This is a genomic window from Candidatus Binatus sp. (genome assembly GCF_030646925.1).
Lineage (GTDB): Bacteria > Desulfobacterota > Binatia > Binatales > Binataceae > Binatus.
In genome coordinates this window covers 1-17232 of sequence record NZ_JAUSKL010000105.1, presented here as the reverse complement: position 1 = coordinate 17232, position 17232 = coordinate 1, and the positions used below count along the sequence as shown (strand labels likewise).

Below are 17232 nucleotides of genomic sequence, written 5' to 3'. Positions count from 1 at the left end.
AATCAAAGATGTTCAGGCTCGAAGATGGTATCGCGGCGTTGCAGGAAGGCGAATTGGTGGTCTATCCAACCGAAACATTTTACGGGCTGGGCGCCGATCCGTTTTCCGCGAGCGCATTGAAATTGTTGTTCGCGGCGAAGGCGCGCGAGCCTGAGCGACCGGTGGGAATGATTGCCGCTGACGCCGCGATGGCGTTTTCGATCACGCGAGAAGTTTCCGAGCCGGCGCGGCGGCTGGCCGACGCATTCTGGCCGGGCCCGCTCACGCTCGTGCTTCCAGCGCGTGAAGGTTTCGCGCCGGAGCTGATCGGCGCCGACGGGATCGGAGTGCGCGTGTCGCCGCATCCGATCGCGCGCGGGTTGGCGCGTGGTTTAGGCAATCCGATCACGGCGACCAGCGCGAATCTGAGCGGCGAGGCGCCTGCGATGACTCTCGCAGAGGCTCGATCGGCGTTCGGCGCAAAAGTTAAAGTTTATCTTGAAGGTGGAAAGTTGACCGCGGCGGCGCCCAGTACGGTCGTCGCGATCAGGCGGGATAAAGTAAAGATGATCAGAATCGGCGCTATCTCGGAAGCTCAAATCGCGGCCGTGCTGGCCGGCGCGGTGATGAAGTGAGCGCGCTCGGCCAACGTATCGAGCCGTTCCGTCCGCTGCTCTACAATCGCAAGCTTGCGGGCGAACCCGCCACGGTCGTCGCGCCGCCGTACGATCTGATTGGCGCCGCACGGCAGAATCAGCTCTACGATCGGAGTCGCTATAATGTAGTGCGTCTCGAATTTGGCCGCGACGCCGATCGCTACTCCGCCGCGCACAAAACTCTGCGCGAGTGGCTCGACGCGAAGGTGCTCGAGCGCGCGCCGCGTCCCGCGATCTATCACTATCGGCAAAGCTTCGACGTCGAAGGCCGCTTGATTCATCGCACCGGATACATCGCGCGGGTGAAGCTCGAGGAATTCGGCCACGGGCGCATCCTGCCGCATGAAAAAACTTTCCCCGCCGCCAAGGAAGACCGCCTGAAGCTGCTGCAAGCGATCGCAGTGAACACCAGCTCGATCTTCGGGCTGTATTCGGGCGCGCATCCTGAGCTGGATCGCCTGCGCGAATCGGTCGCGGCGCGCGAGCCTCTGTTCGACTTCGAAGACGACCTCGGGATGCGCAATGAGTTGCGCGCGATCGATCAACCGGGCGAAATTGCGGCGATTCAGCGCGAACTCGAATCGTCGCGGATTCTGATCGCGGATGGACACCATCGTTATGAGACCGCGCTCAACTATCGCCGCGAACGCAGCGCCGCCAATCCGTCGAGCGAGCCGCGGCCGTACGATTATACGATGATGACGCTGGTTGCCTGCGACGATCCGGGTCTGGTAATCCTGCCGACGCATCGCGTGGTGAAGTCGCTGGCGGCTGACGCGATTGCGCTATTCGCAGAGCATGCGCGCGAGAACTTCGACGTCGAGGAGATCGCCAAGCGCGATGCGTTTCGCGCGAAGATGGACGAGGCCGCGCACGGCACGATCGGCGTCGCGCTGAAAGGCACCCGCAATTTTTTTATTCTGCGCCTGCGCGATCGCGCCGCGCTCGAATCCGCGCTGCCCGGAATCCCGCGCGAGGTCCGCGAGCTCGACGTTTCCGTGCTGCACGCTTTGATTCTCGATCAAATCTTCGGAATCAAGCCCGGCGAGGTCCGCAAGGGCGGCAATATCGAGTACACGATCGAAACCGGCGGCGCGCTGGGCGCGGTTGCGCAAGGACGCGCCGACGGCGCGTTCATCATGACGCCGCCATCGATTCAGGATGTCGAACGAGTCAGCGACGCCGGCGCGACGATGCCTGAAAAGTCCACCTACTTTTATCCCAAGCTGCTGACTGGTTTGGTGATGAATCCGATTTTCGATTCCGACTAGAGCGCCGCGCGCGATTTCGCCGACATGAAAATCACATCGGAGCACGGCGCAAGATTGTTCCTGGTTCGCCACGGAGAGACCGAAGGCGAGTCGAGTATCCGCTACCACGGGCGCAACGACATCGCGCTGTCCGACCTGGGGCGCGCGCAGATGCGCGCCGCTCGCATCCACCTCGAATCGGTCCGCGAGCGCGCGCCGTTTTCGCGCATTTTCTCGAGTCCGTTGATGCGCGCATCAGAGAGCGCACGCATCATCGCGGGCGGTTCGACCGCGCTCGACATTATCGACGATTTCGCCGAAGTGCATTTCGGATTGTTCGAGGGCCTCACCGCCGGTGAGATCAGCGAACGTTTTCCCGAGGAGTTCGCCCGCTGGAATCTCGATCGGCTCGCGCCCGGATACACTTATCCTGAAGGCGAGAATCGCACGGCGTTTGTCCAACGCGTCGAGCGCGGCGTCGATCGGATGCTCGAGATTTGGACGGCGCACCGCGCTCACGCTGAAGATCGCGAGCCGCACGACGCGTTGGTGGTGGCGCATCGCGGCGTTATCCGCGCGATTGTGCGCAAGCTCTCAGGCGCGCAGCCGACCGTCGAGCTGGCCTCGATTCACATCCTGCATTTCGGCGACCGATGGCATCCGCACGCGCTCGACATCGTCGAGCATCTCGCCAGCACGCGTCATCATTCGAAGTAGCGGTCACACTCTTTTCAGGACGCCCCACCATCGGTAGCGGCATTGCTCGATTGGTTTGTCGAACGACAAGTCCGCGTATGCTGCCGCCATCTCGAACATCCCGGACGCGAGCGCCGCAAGTTCGAGCGTGCTCGGCAACGTGAACCGCACCGGAATCAAATCGCGGGTGACGACGCGTCCTGCGGGGAATTCGATCGCGCATTCGAGTTCATAGATAGAGTGCAGCGGCGAGTGCCACGGGAGCGGCCGGTTGAATTCGCGAATCTTGAGCGGGATCCCGCGCGCCGACGCGTCGCGCTTGCGCCACAGCTTGCGACGGCGCGGGCGGCGTTCGATATCCTGGCGATCGATATCGATGCAATAAATCCCGCCGCGGCGCATCAGCTTTCCGACCGACTTCAGATGCGACAGCAGGTCGGCATTGGTGGCGATCACCGGAAATGTCTCGCACATGAAAATTGCGGCATCGAAAGGCCGTTCCGGCAGGCTGAATTTTTCGATCGCGCGCTGATAAAAGCGGATGTTCGGCAAATCGCGCGAGTTCTTTCGTCCCGCCGCGATCATTTCGCGCGAGCGATCGATGCCGACCACTTCGATTCCCGCGCGCGCAATCCGCACCCCGTGCGGCGAATCGCCGCATCCGATATCGAGCATGCGGCGCACTGGCCGTTTGATGTGGCGCGCCAAGATCAGTTTCAGAAATTCGACTTCGGCGGGAATTTCGCCGGGACTTTCGAGATGGGCGTGGCGAAAAATTTCCGGATACTCGTAGATGCTCGGTTCCATCGGCGATGAGCTTACGGTATCGGCGAGGCGAGCCCAAAGCCGCGCGCGACAACCCTTGAGATCGCGCGCCGGTACGCATGATAATGCCCGCGCGTCCGTCAATTTGAACGACCGTTTAGCGGGTGTCGAAATGAGCAAGCCACTGGAAGGAATCAAAGTCGTCGAAATCGCGCAGGAAATTCAGGGACCGTTCGCATCGCTGTTCCTGGCCGACATGGGCGCCGATGTCATCAAAATCGAAAACAAGGAAACCGGCGATTTGAGCCGCTGGATGCTGACTTCGCTGATCGGCGGGCCCGACGTGAAGAACCCGACCGTGTCGCATTACTTCATCGCGATGAATCGCGGCAAACGCAGCATCACCGCCGATCTCAAAAAACCCGACGCGATCGAAATGGTCCGCCGGATGCTGAAATCGTACGACGTGCTGGTGACGAACTATCGGCCCGGCGTGCTCGATCGCCTCGGTCTCGGCTACGAAGACGCGCGCAAATTGAATCCGCGCATCGTGTATGGCCAGGGGAGTTCGTGGGGACCAAAGGGGCCGTGGGTCACGCGCCCTAGCCGTGACACGCTCGCGCAGGCGGCCAGCGGCGTGATGGCGAAAACCGGGATGCCAAACGATCCGCCGCTCGCGGCCGGGATGTTTATCGCCGATCATTCGGGCGCGCTCAGCCTCGCCAACGGAATTCTCGCGGCGCTGTTCGCGCGGGAGCGAACCGGCCAGGGACAGAAAGTGGACGCCTCGATTTACGGCACGATGATCGCGATGCAGGGGATGGAGATCAACTACACGTCGATCAGCGGCGTCGAACCGGAGCGCGCGGGCCGCGGGCATCAATTTTTGCACGGCGTGTGGGGCGCGTTCCCGACCAGCGACGGCCACATCTGTATCGCGGGCGTCGATGAAAAGCGCTGGCCGTCGTTCTGCAGGATTCTTGGAATCCAGCATCTGGAAAAGGATCCCGAGTTTTCCGACAACGTGATCCGGAATTTCCACGGCGACAAGATTCAGAAAGTGCTCGACGAAATTTTCCCGAAGAAGACCAGCCAGCAATGGCTCAAAGAACTCACCGACGCCGACATCCTCGCGACGGAAGTCGTCGATTACAAAACGATGCTCAAGAGCGAGCAGGCGCGCGTCAACGGTTACCTGCTCGAACTCGATCATCCGGTCGCGGGCAAAGTGCTGGTCTCGGGAACGCCGGTCACGATGAACGGCGAAGTCACCACCGAGGCGCGGATGCCGCCCGAACACGGCCAGCACTCCGAGGAAATTCTGCTCGAGCTTGGCTATAGCTGGGAGGAAATCGGCGCGCTACGCGATTCCGGCGCGATCTAATCCATAGCCGCAGCGCGAATCAGAATTCGCTTCGTGACAAGGTGATCGCGGTGCTCTAGAATGCGAAGCCTTCCGTTGTTATGCGGCGAGGACGAGAGATGGTGGCAAGCACCAAGACAGACATCACCGAAATCAAGGCGCGCGAGATTCTCGATTCGCGCGGCAATCCAACGATCGAAGTTGACGTGCGTTTAAGCGGCGGCGCGCTTGGCCGCGCGGCGGTTCCGTCGGGCGCGTCCACCGGCGTGCACGAGGCGCTCGAACTGCGCGACGGCGACGCGAAACGATACGGCGGCAAGGGCGTTTTGAAGGCCGTCGCCAACGTCAACGATGCAATCGCGCGCCGCCTCAAGGGCGTCGATGCGAGCGCGCAGAAAAATCTCGACGATACGCTGATCGCGCTCGACGGCACCGAGAACAAATCGAAGCTCGGCGCCAACGCGATGCTCGGCGTATCGCTCGCGGCCGCGCATGCCGCGGCCGCCGCGCATGGCGTGCCGCTTTATCTGCATCTAAATCCCAACGCGCACATCCTGCCGGTGCCGATGATGAACGTGCTGAACGGCGGCAGTCACGCGGACTCGAACGTGGACATGCAGGAGTTCATGATCATGCCGCTCGGCGCGCCGAATTTTGCCGACGCGATCCGGATGGGCGCCGAAGTTTTTCACGCGCTCGCGAGCGTGCTCAAAAAGCGTGGACATTCGACCAACGTCGGCGACGAAGGCGGCTTCGCGCCGAATCTCAAAAGCAACGAGGAACCAATCGAGGTGATTCTCGAGGCGATCGCGAAGGCCGGTTATCGCGCCGGCGTGGACGTCGCGCTCGCGCTCGATCCCGCGTCGAGCGAATTTTTCGACAACGGCAAATATGTATTTGCGCGCTCGGACAAGAGCACTCGCAGCGCCGAAGAGATGGTCGAATTTTACAAGCGTTGGACCACGCAGTATCCGATCGTCTCGATCGAAGATGGCTTGTCCGAAGACGATTGGGCCGGCTGGCGCATCCTGACCCGCGAACTCGGCGCGACGACGCAACTGGTCGGCGACGATCTCTTCGTCACCAACACCAAGCGGCTGAAGCGCGGGATCGATGAAAAAGTCGGCAACTCGATTCTCGTCAAGCTCAACCAGATCGGCACGCTGACCGAAACGCTCGACACGATCGCGATGGCGCGCGAGGCGGGCTACACCGCGGTGATATCGCATCGCTCGGGCGAAACCGAAGATACGACTATCGCAGACCTCGTCGTCGCGACCGGCGCAGGCCAAATCAAGACGGGCTCGATGAGCCGCGGCGAGCGCACCGCAAAATACAATCGGCTGCTTCGAATCGCCGGCGAACTCGGTAGCAAGGCGAAATATCCGGGAGCGAGCATCTTCAAGCGAACCGTGACCGGCGGAAACGCCCAATGACCACGCGGCCGCCGGTTGCAGCGCTGATCATTTTCGACGGATGGGGCGTGCGTGAGGCGCGCGAGGCAAACGCCATCGCGAACGCGAAGACGCCCGTGATGAATCGCCTCTACGCGACGCAGGCGCACACTGAAATCGAGGCGTCGGGCGAAGCGGTCGGCCTGCCGCCGGGCGTGATGGGAAATTCCGAAGTCGGGCATCTGACGATTGGCTCGGGACGCGTCATCTTTCAGGACGTGATGCGCATCACGAAAGCGATCGAGACCGGCGCTTTCGCGCGCAATCAGCAGCTAGTCGGCGCGATCAAAAAGACCGTCGAATCCGGCACGACGCTCCACGTCTGGGGACTGCTCTCCGACGGCAGCGTGCACAGCCATATCGATCATCTGTTCGCGCTACTCGATCTCGCCGCGGCCGAGGGCGCCACAAAAATCGCGGTGCACGCAATCCTCGACGGCCGCGACAAGCCGCCGCGCTCCGCGTTGCCTTTCATCGAACAACTCGAAATTAAGCTTGGGCAACTCGGCCGCGGCAGAATCGCGACAGTGATCGGGCGCTACTTCGCGATGGATCGCGACAAGCGCTGGGAGCGAGTCGAAAAGGCGTGGCGCGCGATCGTCGAAGCGGACGGAATCCCGGCTGCGAGCGCGCGCGAGGCCGTCGAGCGTTCGTACGCCGCCGACAAGAGCGATGAATTCGTCGAGCCTCACGTGATCGGCGAGCGTTCGCCGATGGCCGACGGCGACCAGGTAATCTGTTTCAACTTTCGCGCCGATCGCGCGCGCGAATTGACGACTGCGATCGCGCTCGCCGATTTCGCCGGCTTCAAGCGATCGCGATTGCCGAAGGTCGGCTACGTCTGCATGACCGAATACGATCGCTCGTTCGGCTTGCCGCTTGCCTTCGGCCCCGAAGATATCCGCAACACGCTCGCGGAAGTGCTGGCCAATGCCGGCCTTAGAAATCTCCGCGTCGCGGAGACTGAAAAATACGCGCATGTGACTTATTTCCTGAACGGCGGAGTCGAAAAGCCGTTCCCGTTCGAGGAGCGCGCGCTGATCGCCTCGTCAAAGGTTGCGACTTACGATCTCGAGCCGGCGATGAAAGCCGCCGAGATCGCTAAACGCGCCGCCGAGGAAATCCAGAGCGGCAACTCCGGCGTGATCGTGATGAACTTCGCGAATCCCGACATGGTCGGACACACCGGGCATTACGAGGCGACTGTAGCCGCGATCGAAGCGACCGACGCGGCGCTCGGCGTCGTGATCGCGGCGCTGGGAGCGCGCAGCGGCGTCGCCCTGATTACCTCCGATCACGGCAATGCGGAATTCATGGCCGATCCCGCGACCGGACAGGCGCATACCGCGCACACGACCAATCCGGTGCCGCTGATTCTGTTCGATCCGAATTTCCGGGGACGCCTGAGGAGCGGCGGCACGCTGGCCGACGTCGCGCCGACGTTGCTCGCGATGCTCGGCCTCGAAGCTCCGCCTGAGATGACCGGTCACGACCTCCGCGTGCTTACCAGCGCATGATTACCAGCGCAAAACTTACCAGCGGATAACTTGCTCGTAGATCTTCGGCAACTGGCGCGGCAGTGACGCGATATCCTCGATCACCAGATAGCGCGACGACTGGCACATCTGGCGCAAATAGTCGTGCCCCGTTTTATCGACGGTGATGCAGAACGGCAGCACGCCCGCCAACTCGAGTTCCTTGAGCGCGACCATCGTGTCCTGAATTCCGTATGCGTTCGAGCGCCGATCGTGCCCGTAGTCGAAGTCCTGCGGGAAACCGTCGCTTAGCAGGATGACGTGCTTGGCGCGCGATGAAACGTCCTTGAATTTTTCGCGCACGTGACGAATCGCGGCGCCCATCCGCGTCGAGCGCTTCGGCTCGACCGCGCCGACGCGTCCCTTCACTTCTTCCGACAGTTCCTGATCGAATTCCTTGATCACGTAGAACTCGACGTTGTCGCGCCCGTGGCCCGAGAATCCCATGATCGCGTACGAGTCGCCGATCTCCTCGAGCGCCTGCGCCATGATCACCAGCGCTTCCTTGTTCACGTCGATGATTCGGCGCGGACGCTGCGCGGTCTGCGGACGCCGCTGCCATGCCTTCATCCAGTCGTCGGCGTCGTCATCATCGGTATGCTTGCGCGGTTCGCGATGAATCGGCTCGTCGGTGGACGCCGACATATCGAGCAGGAACAGCGTGGCGACATCGCGCGCCTCTTTCTTGCGCGCCTTGTACACGCGCGAGTCGGGCGTTTCGCCCATCAGCCGCGCCACCCGCGCTTCGATCGTGCGATCGAAGTCGATCTCCTCGCCGTCTTCGAGTCCGCGCACCATGCGATACGACGCCGGCCGGATTCGCTGGAAGTTGCGCCGTATCGCGGGCAGCATCTCGGAGTAGCGCGCCAGCGTGTTCTCGAAAAATCCACCGTCGTCGCCGGCCAGCGTAATCTCGCGCAGCCGGCACCAGTTGCGCCGATACTCTCCGAGCACGTAATCCCATTCGTCGTAAGCGTAGTATGAGTCCTGCCGCCCGCGCGCGATCATCAGCCGCCCCTGGCCGGTGACCGATCCGATTTCGCCGAGCTGCTCGCGCATCTGCTCGAGCTCGCTGAGCTGCTTGCCGGTGAGCTGCGTGAGATACATGCCGTCGCCGTCGGCGCTGCCGTCGCCCTGCGACGGCTTGATCTCGGCGCCCTGCTCGATCAGCTTGCGCAATTCCTCCGGCGACAGCGCTCTGCCCTTGCCGCCCTTGGACTGCTTGCCGGACGCATCCATCTGCACGTCCTGATTGGTCTCGCCGTCGCCGCCGTCACCCTGCTCGCCCTCTTCGCCTTCGCCGGCCTGCGCTTCCGATCCTTTCATTCCCTTGATCAGATCGTTGCGCATGCGCTCCGCTTCTTCGTCGGACAACGGATCGCCTTCGCCGGCCTCGCGCGCTTGCCTGATCAAATCCTGCAACCATTTGTAGAGCGCGCTCACCTGATTGACGCTGGTCATCACGTCGGCGCCCTGCGAGCGCATCGGCGAGAAGTGCTGCGACGCGACCCGCGCGAACGGCTGATCGATTCCATCATCCGTATTCGCGATGCCGAGCGCCGCCCGCACCAGCATCGTGCTGAGCGACGACGGATGGAGCCGCGCGAGCAGCGTGCGATTCAGGTTCGCGATTCTGGGCGCGAGTCCGCGATAACGGCGCGCCAATTCCGCATCGATTCGCGCGCCCTCCGCAAGCCGCATCAGCGCGCCCGCAAGCCCCGGATCGTCGAACGACGCGACGAAGCTGTCGATCGCCTCGACACCGGTCTCGCCGCGATCTTCGAATCCTTCGATGTCGGCCAGCTTGAGCTTGAACGTGCCGAAATCGTGGCGGGCTGCGAGATGCGCCGTCGTGACGAAATAATAAATGTACGCGTCACCTTGCGTGCCGAACGGTTCGAGCCGCTCGGGCAGATAGATCATCTCGCCCGGAAGCAGCGGATAATGAAACGGCAGCATCGGGCCGGAGTTTGCGAGCGAGTCGATGCGAAATTCGAGCGGAAACAGCATCCGCATGAACTTCGTCAGCACGCCCTTGATTTCGTATAGTTCCTGGGCTTTCTCAGCAGCTTGAAGCATCTTGATATCTTGATTCTGGCAAGACTCGCGCATGGATGCAATTTGAGATTCGCTGCGCGTGCCGCTTGAAATGCTAACTTGACTTGGTTGCAAGCGGCAGACTTAGATGATCGCAAGTCATGCGCATCACGATTTTTGGCAATCGCCGCCGCTTCCTTCGGGTCACGGTATTAGCATCGATTCTGTCTCTGGCCGCCTCAGCCGCGGCGACTGCGGGCATCACCGACGCGGTCAAGGCGCAAACTCTTCCCAACGGACTCAAGGTGCTGGTGCTCGAGAATCACAAGGCGCCGGTCGCGACCTTCAACGTCTTCTATCGTGTCGGCTCGCGCAACGAGCAGATGGGCAAGACCGGACTTTCGCATCTGCTCGAGCATCTGATGTTCCGCGGCACCAAAAAACTCAAGCCGGAAGAGTTCTCGAATATCATCCAGCAGAACGGCGGGATGGATAACGCGTTCACCACTTCCGACTTCACCGACTACTTCGAAGTGATCAACAAGGACCATATCGACGTGCCGATTACGCTCGAAGCGGATCGCATGGCCAACTTCGATCCCAAGGGCTTCGATTCGGAAAAAGCCGTCGTGCTCGAGGAGCGGCGGCTGCGCACCGACGACAATCCCGAAGACGCCCTCGATGAAATCGTTCGCGCACAGGCGTTTTTGGCGCATCCGTATCATTGGCCGGTGATCGGATGGTTCCACGACGTCGCGGGACTCACGCTCGCCGACGCGATGGCTTACCACGAAATTTATTACTCGCCGCAAAACGCCATCATTGTCGCGGTCGGTGATTTCAACGCCGAGCAAGTTTTGAAGCAGGTCAGCGAAGCGTTCGGATCGATTAAGAATGGCGCCAAGCCGCCGCCGGTCACCGAAGTCGAACCGCCGCAGGACGGCGTCCGCAACGTCGAATTGCGCCACGCCGCGAACCTGCCCGCTTTCGAGTTGGCATATCACGTACCCAATTACTCGAGTCCTGATACTTACGCGCTCGAAGTTGCATCCGAACTACTCGCCGACGGCAAAAGTTCGCGCCTCTACAAAAAGCTCGTCGTCGAGAAACGGATGGTAGTCGGTATCGGCGCCGGCTACGACATGACCGCGTTCGATCCCGAGGTTTTCGTGGTGTCGGCGCAGATGCGTCCCGACGTGAAGGCGTCGGACACGCGGGCCGAAGTTGGAAAGGAACTCGCGGCGCTGCGCGACAAGCCGGTCGATGAAACTGAACTGCAGAAAGCCAAGAACCTCGAACAAGCCCAGTTCGTGTTCGGCCAGGATTCGATCTTTCGCGAGGCCATGATGCTCGGAGTGTACGAAATGCTCGGCGACTACCGTCTCGTCGATAAGTATCTCGACGGCATCGACAAGGTGACCGCCGCCGACGTGCAACGAGTTGCGAAAAAATATCTGGTCGCCACCAATATGACTGCCGGCGTGCTGATTCCCACGGGCATCCTGCCGCATGGCGGCGGTGGCCGGAGTGGCGGCCAGATTCGTCATGCCGCGGCGATGCCGGCAATCGAGGCGGCACGATGATCGCCTTCATCAGATCGATTGACGCCGGCAGCATCGCTCGAAAGACCGCGAGCATCGCGATGATCGCCGCGACGCTCTCCCTGTTCGCGGCGTCGCCGTTGCTCGCGCTGGATATCAAGCGAATGACGCTCAGCAACGGCGCGGTGTTGCTCGTATCGGAAGAGCATCAACTGCCGATGGTCACTCTATCGATCGCATTCGACGCAGGCGCACGGCGCGATCCGAAGGGCAAAGAGGGACTCGCTGAACTCACCGCGCGATGTCTCTCGCAGGGCACCAAGCAGCTCACCTCGACCGAATTCGACCAGAAGGTTGATTTCATGGGCAGCTCGGTTGGCGTCAATGCCGGCCGCGACTACGCCAGCGCCGGGATGACCACGCTCAAGAAATATCAGGGCGACACGCTGAAACTGCTCGCGGGTATCCTCGTCGAGCCGGGACTGCGCGATGCCGACATTGAGCGCAAACGCGCCGAGCAGGTCGCGCAAATCAAGGCCGAAGAGGAGCAACCCGGCTACACCGCCGAGGTTGCATTCACGCAGGAACTTTTCGGCGATTCGCCGTACGGCCATCTCGACGCGGGTTCTGCCGAGAGCGCGGGCAAGCTGACGATCGATGACGTACGCAATTTTTATCGCGATTACTACAAGCTCGGCAGCGCGGTGATCGCAGTCGCCGGCGACGTCACCGCCGATGAAATCAAGACATCGCTCGAAAAAGAACTGGCGGGCCTTAGCGGCGCCGTGTCGCCGCAGCCGGAGCCCGCGGCTTTGAACGTCGCGCTCGGGCTTCATCTCAAATTGATCGATCGCAGCGTGCAGCAGGCAAATATCATCATGGGATTTGGCGGCGTCGCGCGCTCGAATCCCGATTACTATCGCTTGCAGGTGATGAACTACATCCTCGGCGGCGGCGGCTTCGCCTCGCGCCTGATGCAGGTCGTCCGCAGCAAGGGTGGGCTCGCCTACTCGATTGGCAGCGGCTTCGAACCGGGCAAATTCCCCGGCTCGTTTACCGTGAGCCTGCAAACCAAGAATCAGAGTTCGAATCAGGCGATCGATTTGATCCTCAAGCAACTGCGCGAGATTCAGGAGAAGCCGGTCTCCGACGCGGAACTCGACGGCGCGAGGAAATTTCTGATCGGCAGCTTCCCGCTCAAGATCGACAAGCAAAGCGGCATCGCGAGTTTCATGCTGCAAGTCGAACTGTACGGCCTCGGCCTCGATTACGCCGAAAAGTATCCGAAGTTGATCGAAGCGATCACCAAGGAGGACGTGCAGCGCGCCGCGAAAGAATATCTGCATCCCGGTTCGGTGATCGTCGTCGCGGTCGCGAATCAGAATGAGGCGAAGATCAACAGCGCCAACCTCGAGAAGCAGGTCAGCAGCCCGGCCGCCTCGCAGTAAAGAGGATTCGCCAGCGCAACACATCTTCACGATCGGGCATTCGAACCATCCCCTCGAGCGCTTTCTCGATTTGCTGCGGATGCATGCGATCGCCATCGTCGCCGACGTTCGCTCGTTTCCGAGTTCGCGCAAATGGCCGCATTTCAATCAGCCTGAATTATCTGCTTCGCTCGCGCATGCCGGCATTCAGTATTTGTGGATGCAGCAACTGGGCGGACGTCGTCGCAGCACGCGCGCCGATTCTCCGCACACCGGATGGCAGCATCCCGCGTTTCGCGCATACGCCGACCATACCGAGAGCGCCGATTTCCAGTCCGCGCTCGATGAACTGATCGCGACCGCCGCGCACGCACCGACCGCCTACATGTGCTCGGAAGGTCTCTGGTGGCAGTGTCATCGGCGCATCATCTCGGACCATCTCGCGATTCGCGGGGTCACCGTCGAGCACATCATGCCCGACGGCAAACTGAAGCCGCACGTCGTCGCGCCGTTCGCGCGCATCGCCGCCGGCAAGATCGTGTATGACGGCCAATCCGAATTTTCAGAAAAATAGTAAACTGCAGCGGCTGGATCGTGCACGCGATCACGCGGCCGCGCGATGATTCAGCACCTGGCGCAGAAATTCCGCGGTGTGCGACGCCTTCACGCCCGCGACTTCCTCCGGCGAGCCCTTCGCAACGATTTGGCCGCCGCGATCTCCGCCTTCAGGTCCAAGATCGATCAGGTAGTCCGCCGTCTTGATCACGTCGAGATTATGCTCGATCACGATGATCGTATTGCCCGCGTCCGCCAGCCGCCCCAGCACCGCGAGCAGCCGTTTGATATCGTCGAAGTGCAGGCCCGTCGTCGGCTCGTCGAGGATGTACAGCGTGCGTCCGGTCGCGCGCCGCGCGAGTTCCTTCGCGAGCTTGATTCGCTGCGCCTCGCCGCCCGACAGCGTCGTCGCCGATTGCCCCAGGTGAATGTAGTCGAGCCCAACGTCGCGCAGCGTCTCGAGCTTCTGCCGGATCGGCGGCACCGATCCCAAAAACTCGACCGCATCGAGCACCGTCATGTCGAGCACCTCGGCAATGCTCTTGCCCTTGTACTGAATTTCCAGCGTATCGCGGTTGTAACGCTTGCCCGCGCACACTTCGCAGGTCACGTAAACGTCGGGCAGAAAGTGCATCTCGATCCGGATGATGCCGTCGCCTTCGCACGCCTCGCAGCGCCCGCCCTTCACGTTGAACGAAAATCGCCCCGGCCCGTAGCCGCGCATCCGCGCGTCGGGCAACTGCGCAAACAGCTCGCGGATGTGAGTGAACAGTCCGGTGTAGGTCGCCGGATTCGAGCGCGGCGTGCGCCCGATCGGACTTTGATCGACGTGAATCACCTTGTCGAGATGCTCGACGCCTTCGATCGTCTTGTACGCGCCGGCCCGCTCGCGGCTGTGATTGAGCTTCTGCGAGAGCGCTTTGTGAATCGTGTCGAGCACCAGCGTCGATTTGCCCGAGCCCGACACGCCGGTCACGCAGGTCAACACGCCGAGCGGAATCGCGACGGTCAAGTCGCGCAGATTGTTCTCGCGCGCGCCCTTCACCGTGAGCCATCGGCCGGTGAGTTGCCGCCGCCGCGCCGGCACCGGAATCTCGACTTCGCCCGCCAGATATTTTCCGGTGAGCGAATCGGGATTGCGCATCACCTCGTCCGGCGTGCCTTGCGCAACGACGTAGCCGCCGTGAATTCCCGCGCCCGGCCCCATATCGATCAGATGATCCGCCTCGAGCATCGTCTCGCGATCGTGCTCGACCACCAGCACCGTGTTGCCGAGTTCCCGCAGTCGCTTCAGCGTCGCAAGCAGCCGCTGATTGTCGCGTTGATGAAGTCCGATCGACGGCTCGTCGAGGATATACAGCACGCCCACCAGGCTCGATCCGATTTGCGTCGCCAGCCGGATACGCTGGCCCTCGCCGCCCGACAAACTGCCCGAAGTGCGATCGAGCGTCAGGTAATCGAGTCCCACGTCAGCCAGAAACTTCAGCCGCTCGCGAATCTCCTTCAGGATCAGCCGCGCGATTTCCGTCTCCTGCGCACTCAGCTTCGGCGCCGCATAAAACGCCAGCGCCTGCTTGATCGACATCGCCGTGACTTCCGAAATCGACTTGCCGTTGAAACGTACGAACAGGCTTTCCTTCTTGAGCCGCGCGCCGTTGCACGACGGACACGCGCGCAGGTTCATGTACGCTTCGAGCCATTCGCGCACGTGCTCCGACTCGGTCTCCTTGTAGCGCCGATCGAGCCATTGCAGCACGCCTTCAAACGCTTTCGAGTACTCCGCGCGATGATGCCCGCGCTGATACACGAACTCGATTTCCTCGTCGCCCGAGCCGTTGATAATCGCCTTGCGCGCGCGCGCCGGAATCGTCTTCCACGGCTGATCGAGGCTGATTTTGTAGTGCGCCGCGAGCGATTCCAGCACCGGCTGGATATAGTTCATCGTCGCCCACGGCGCGATCGCGCCCTCAGTGATGCTCAATTCCTCGTTCTGCACCACCAGTTCCGGATCGAAATACATGATCGATCCGATTCCCGAGCACTCCGCGCAGGCGCCGTGCGGACTGTTGAACGAAAACATCCGCGGCGTGATTTCCGGATACGAGATGCCGCATTGCACGCACGCGAAGCGCTGGCTGAAGTAGATCTCGCTTTCGCCTTTCGGCCCTTCCAGCCGCTCGACCTTCAGCAGATCGTCGCCGTATTTGAATGCGACTTCGAGCGAATCCGACAATCGCTTCTCGATTCCCGAGCGAATCGCGAGCCGATCGACCATCACCTCGATCGTATGCCGTTGATTCTTGTTCAGCGCCGGTTCTTCGCCGATCTCGTACAGCTTGCCATCGACCTTTACCCGCACGAATCCCGCACGCTTCAGATCCGCCAGCTCCTTGCGATACTCGCCCTTGCGATCGCGCACGATCGGCGCCAGCACATGAATTCGCGAGCCCTCGGGCCAGCTCATGATTCGATCGACGATCTGCTGCACCGTCTGCTGCGCGATTTCGCGGCCGCAGTTGTAGCAGAATGCGTGGCCGACGCGCGCAAACAGCAGCCGCAGATAGTCGTAAATCTCGGTGATCGTCCCGACCGTCGAGCGCGGATTGCGCGTCGTCGTCTTCTGCTCGATCGAAATTGCCGGCGACAGCCCCTCGATCGAATCGACATCGGGCTTCTCCATCTGCTCGAGGAATTGCCGCGCATACGCCGATAGCGACTCGACGTAGCGGCGCTGCCCTTCGGCGTAAATCGTATCGAATGCGAGCGACGACTTGCCCGAACCCGAGAGCCCCGTGATCACGACCAGGCGATCGCGCGGGATTTCGAGATCGATGTTCTTCAGGTTGTGCTCGCGCGCGCCCTTGATGACGATTCGATCTGCCATCGCCGTTACGCCGCCACCCGCTTGTTCGCGCCCTCGCGCCCGGCCGCGGCCCGCGACGCATAGTCGATCGCCGCGATCATGCTCGATGGATTCGCGACGCCCTTGCCCGCGATATCGAACGCGGTGCCGTGGTCGGGTGAAGTCCGCACAAACGGCAGGCCGAGCGTCACGTTCACCGCGCGATCGAACTCGAGCGTCTTCAGCGCGATCAATCCCTGGTCGTGATACATCGCCACTGCCGCGTCGAAGCCGAACTTGCCGTCGGGCCGGATAAAAGCTGTGTCGGGCGCGAGCGGACCGAACGCGTCGATCCCCTCGCGCCGCGCGCGGCGAATCGCCGGCGCGATCACGCGGATTTCCTCGTCGCCAAAAAGTCCGTTTTCGCCCGCATGCGGATTGAAGCCGAGCACCGCGATGCGCGGATTCGCGATCGCGAATTTTGTCCGCAGATGCGCCGCCAGCAAGTTCACCGTATCTAAAATTTTGCGCTGCGTGAGCGCGCTCGCCACTTTCGCGAGTCCCATATGCGTCGTCACCAGCGCCAATGTCAAATCGCCGCCGGCAAACGTCATGCGCCACAATTTGGTTCGCGAAAGTTGCGCCAGCAATTCGCTATGCCCTGGAAATCGATGCCCCGCGCGATTCATCCATTCCTTGCTGATCGGCGCCGTCACCAGCGCATCGACCTCGCCATCGAGCGCCATCCGCGCGCCGCGCACGATATAGTCGTACGCCGCACCGCCGCCTTCGACCGTCGGATGACCCGGCCTCATCGCGCGCTCCGACAACTTCGATGTCGCGCACACGGCGACATGCTTCGTCGGCGCAGGGATGCTCTCGCCGCGATGCCACTCGCGCGGCGTCGCCACATTCTTCAGCCGCGCGGCCGCCGCCTGCATCGCGCGCAAATCGCCGATCACGATTATCGACGGCGCACTCCGCCGGCGTCCGATCGCCACGATCGCCTTGAGAATCACCTCCGGACCGATCCCCGCCGGATCGCCCATGCTGATCGCGATCGTCGGCGTTGATTTTTTGCTGGCTGCCATCGCGACCTAGTACATCGTCTCGACGTAATGCTTCTTCACCA

The 17232-nt window shown here is 61.7% G+C and carries 13 protein-coding genes; 9 read left to right on the top strand and 4 right to left on the bottom strand.

The genetic code is table 11. The features are described 5' to 3' along the window. Window positions 1–8 precede the first annotated feature (8 nt). Genes Q7S58_RS18185 through Q7S58_RS18175 form a run of 3 tightly spaced genes read left to right on the top strand, consistent with a single transcriptional unit; the run spans window position 9 to window position 2602 of the window. The gene (locus tag Q7S58_RS18185; RefSeq protein WP_304829250.1) at window positions 9–614 is read left to right on the top strand and encodes an L-threonylcarbamoyladenylate synthase; all 606 of its coding nucleotides are present in this window, start codon (window positions 9–11) and stop codon (window positions 612–614) included. After that, window positions 611–1906, top strand: a complete 1296-nt coding sequence (locus Q7S58_RS18180; protein WP_304829247.1) for a DUF1015 domain-containing protein — start codon at window positions 611–613, stop codon at window positions 1904–1906. Before Q7S58_RS18185 ends, Q7S58_RS18180 begins: the two co-directional genes overlap by 4 nt. 24 nt (window positions 1907–1930) lie before the next feature. Next, a complete protein-coding gene (locus Q7S58_RS18175) occupies window positions 1931–2602 on the top strand; it encodes a histidine phosphatase family protein (RefSeq protein ID WP_304829244.1) in 672 nt (223 codons plus the stop codon). Window positions 2603–2605: 3 nt separating this feature from the next. Here the strand turns inward: Q7S58_RS18175 and Q7S58_RS18170 are convergent, their stop codons facing one another. Continuing rightward, window positions 2606–3388, bottom strand: coding sequence for a class I SAM-dependent methyltransferase (locus Q7S58_RS18170; protein WP_304829241.1), 783 nt, complete (start codon window positions 3386–3388; stop codon window positions 2606–2608). A 130-nt stretch (window positions 3389–3518) separates the two neighbouring features. On the opposite strand from Q7S58_RS18170, the gene Q7S58_RS18165 reads away from it, so the two are divergent. From Q7S58_RS18165 to gpmI, 3 genes are all read left to right on the top strand, one after another. After that, a complete protein-coding gene (locus Q7S58_RS18165) occupies window positions 3519–4730 on the top strand; it encodes a CaiB/BaiF CoA-transferase family protein (protein WP_304829238.1) in 1212 nt (403 codons plus the stop codon). Between the two features lie 98 nt (window positions 4731–4828). Beyond that, window positions 4829–6145, top strand: a complete 1317-nt coding sequence (gene eno / locus Q7S58_RS18160; protein ID WP_304829235.1) for a phosphopyruvate hydratase — start codon at window positions 4829–4831, stop codon at window positions 6143–6145. Then, window positions 6142–7680 carry a 2,3-bisphosphoglycerate-independent phosphoglycerate mutase gene (gene gpmI / locus Q7S58_RS18155; protein WP_304829232.1) on the top strand — a complete coding sequence of 513 codons (1539 nt, stop codon included), beginning with the start codon at window positions 6142–6144 and terminating at the stop codon, window positions 7678–7680. Before eno ends, gpmI begins: the two co-directional genes overlap by 4 nt. Window positions 7681–7695: 15 nt before the next feature. On the opposite strand, the gene Q7S58_RS18150 is transcribed toward gpmI, so the two are convergent. After that, window positions 7696–9777 carry a nitric oxide reductase activation protein NorD gene (locus Q7S58_RS18150; protein ID WP_304829229.1) on the bottom strand — a complete coding sequence of 694 codons (2082 nt, stop codon included), beginning with the start codon at window positions 9775–9777 and terminating at the stop codon, window positions 7696–7698. A 119-nt stretch (window positions 9778–9896) separates the two neighbouring features. Between Q7S58_RS18150 and Q7S58_RS18145 the strand changes: the two genes are divergently transcribed. Genes Q7S58_RS18145 through Q7S58_RS18135 form a run of 3 tightly spaced genes read left to right on the top strand, consistent with a single transcriptional unit; the run spans window position 9897 to window position 13277 of the window. Next, the gene (locus Q7S58_RS18145; RefSeq protein WP_304829226.1) at window positions 9897–11318 is read left to right on the top strand and encodes a pitrilysin family protein; all 1422 of its coding nucleotides are present in this window, start codon (window positions 9897–9899) and stop codon (window positions 11316–11318) included. Continuing rightward, window positions 11315–12724, top strand: coding sequence for a pitrilysin family protein (locus tag Q7S58_RS18140; protein WP_304829223.1), 1410 nt, complete (start codon window positions 11315–11317; stop codon window positions 12722–12724). The genes Q7S58_RS18145 and Q7S58_RS18140 overlap by 4 nt, the downstream gene beginning before the upstream one ends. After that, window positions 12660–13277, top strand: coding sequence for a DUF488 family protein (locus tag Q7S58_RS18135; protein WP_304829220.1), 618 nt, complete (start codon window positions 12660–12662; stop codon window positions 13275–13277). Before Q7S58_RS18140 ends, Q7S58_RS18135 begins: the two co-directional genes overlap by 65 nt. Before the next feature lie 30 nt (window positions 13278–13307). Here the strand turns inward: Q7S58_RS18135 and uvrA are convergent, their stop codons facing one another. Then, window positions 13308–16142, bottom strand: a complete 2835-nt coding sequence (gene uvrA, locus Q7S58_RS18130) for an excinuclease ABC subunit UvrA (protein WP_304829217.1) — start codon at window positions 16140–16142, stop codon at window positions 13308–13310. A 5-nt stretch (window positions 16143–16147) separates the two neighbouring features. Continuing rightward, window positions 16148–17191 carry a 4-hydroxythreonine-4-phosphate dehydrogenase PdxA gene (pdxA, locus tag Q7S58_RS18125; protein ID WP_304829214.1) on the bottom strand — a complete coding sequence of 348 codons (1044 nt, stop codon included), beginning with the start codon at window positions 17189–17191 and terminating at the stop codon, window positions 16148–16150. Window positions 17192–17232 lie beyond the last annotated feature (41 nt).

Bases quoted from the DNA above. Each gene is read 5' to 3' on its own strand.
- Q7S58_RS18185 (WP_304829250.1), top strand. From the start codon at position 9: ATGTTCAGGCTCGAAGATGGTATCGCGGCGTTGCAGGAAGGCGAATTG.
- Q7S58_RS18175 (WP_304829244.1), top strand. From the start codon at position 1,931: ATGAAAATCACATCGGAGCACGGCGCAAGATTGTTCCTGGTTCGCCAC.
- Q7S58_RS18170 (WP_304829241.1), bottom strand. From the start codon at position 3,388: ATGGAACCGAGCATCTACGAGTATCCGGAAATTTTTCGCCACGCCCAT.
- Q7S58_RS18165 (WP_304829238.1), top strand. From the start codon at position 3,519: ATGAGCAAGCCACTGGAAGGAATCAAAGTCGTCGAAATCGCGCAGGAA.
- eno (WP_304829235.1), top strand. From the start codon at position 4,829: ATGGTGGCAAGCACCAAGACAGACATCACCGAAATCAAGGCGCGCGAG.
- gpmI (WP_304829232.1), top strand. From the start codon at position 6,142: ATGACCACGCGGCCGCCGGTTGCAGCGCTGATCATTTTCGACGGATGG.
- Q7S58_RS18150 (WP_304829229.1), bottom strand. From the start codon at position 9,777: ATGCTTCAAGCTGCTGAGAAAGCCCAGGAACTATACGAAATCAAGGGC.
- Q7S58_RS18145 (WP_304829226.1), top strand. From the start codon at position 9,897: ATGCGCATCACGATTTTTGGCAATCGCCGCCGCTTCCTTCGGGTCACG.
- Q7S58_RS18140 (WP_304829223.1), top strand. From the start codon at position 11,315: ATGATCGCCTTCATCAGATCGATTGACGCCGGCAGCATCGCTCGAAAG.
- Q7S58_RS18135 (WP_304829220.1), top strand. From the start codon at position 12,660: ATGAGGCGAAGATCAACAGCGCCAACCTCGAGAAGCAGGTCAGCAGCC.
- uvrA (WP_304829217.1), bottom strand. From the start codon at position 16,142: ATGGCAGATCGAATCGTCATCAAGGGCGCGCGCGAGCACAACCTGAAG.
- pdxA (WP_304829214.1), bottom strand. From the start codon at position 17,191: ATGGCAGCCAGCAAAAAATCAACGCCGACGATCGCGATCAGCATGGGC.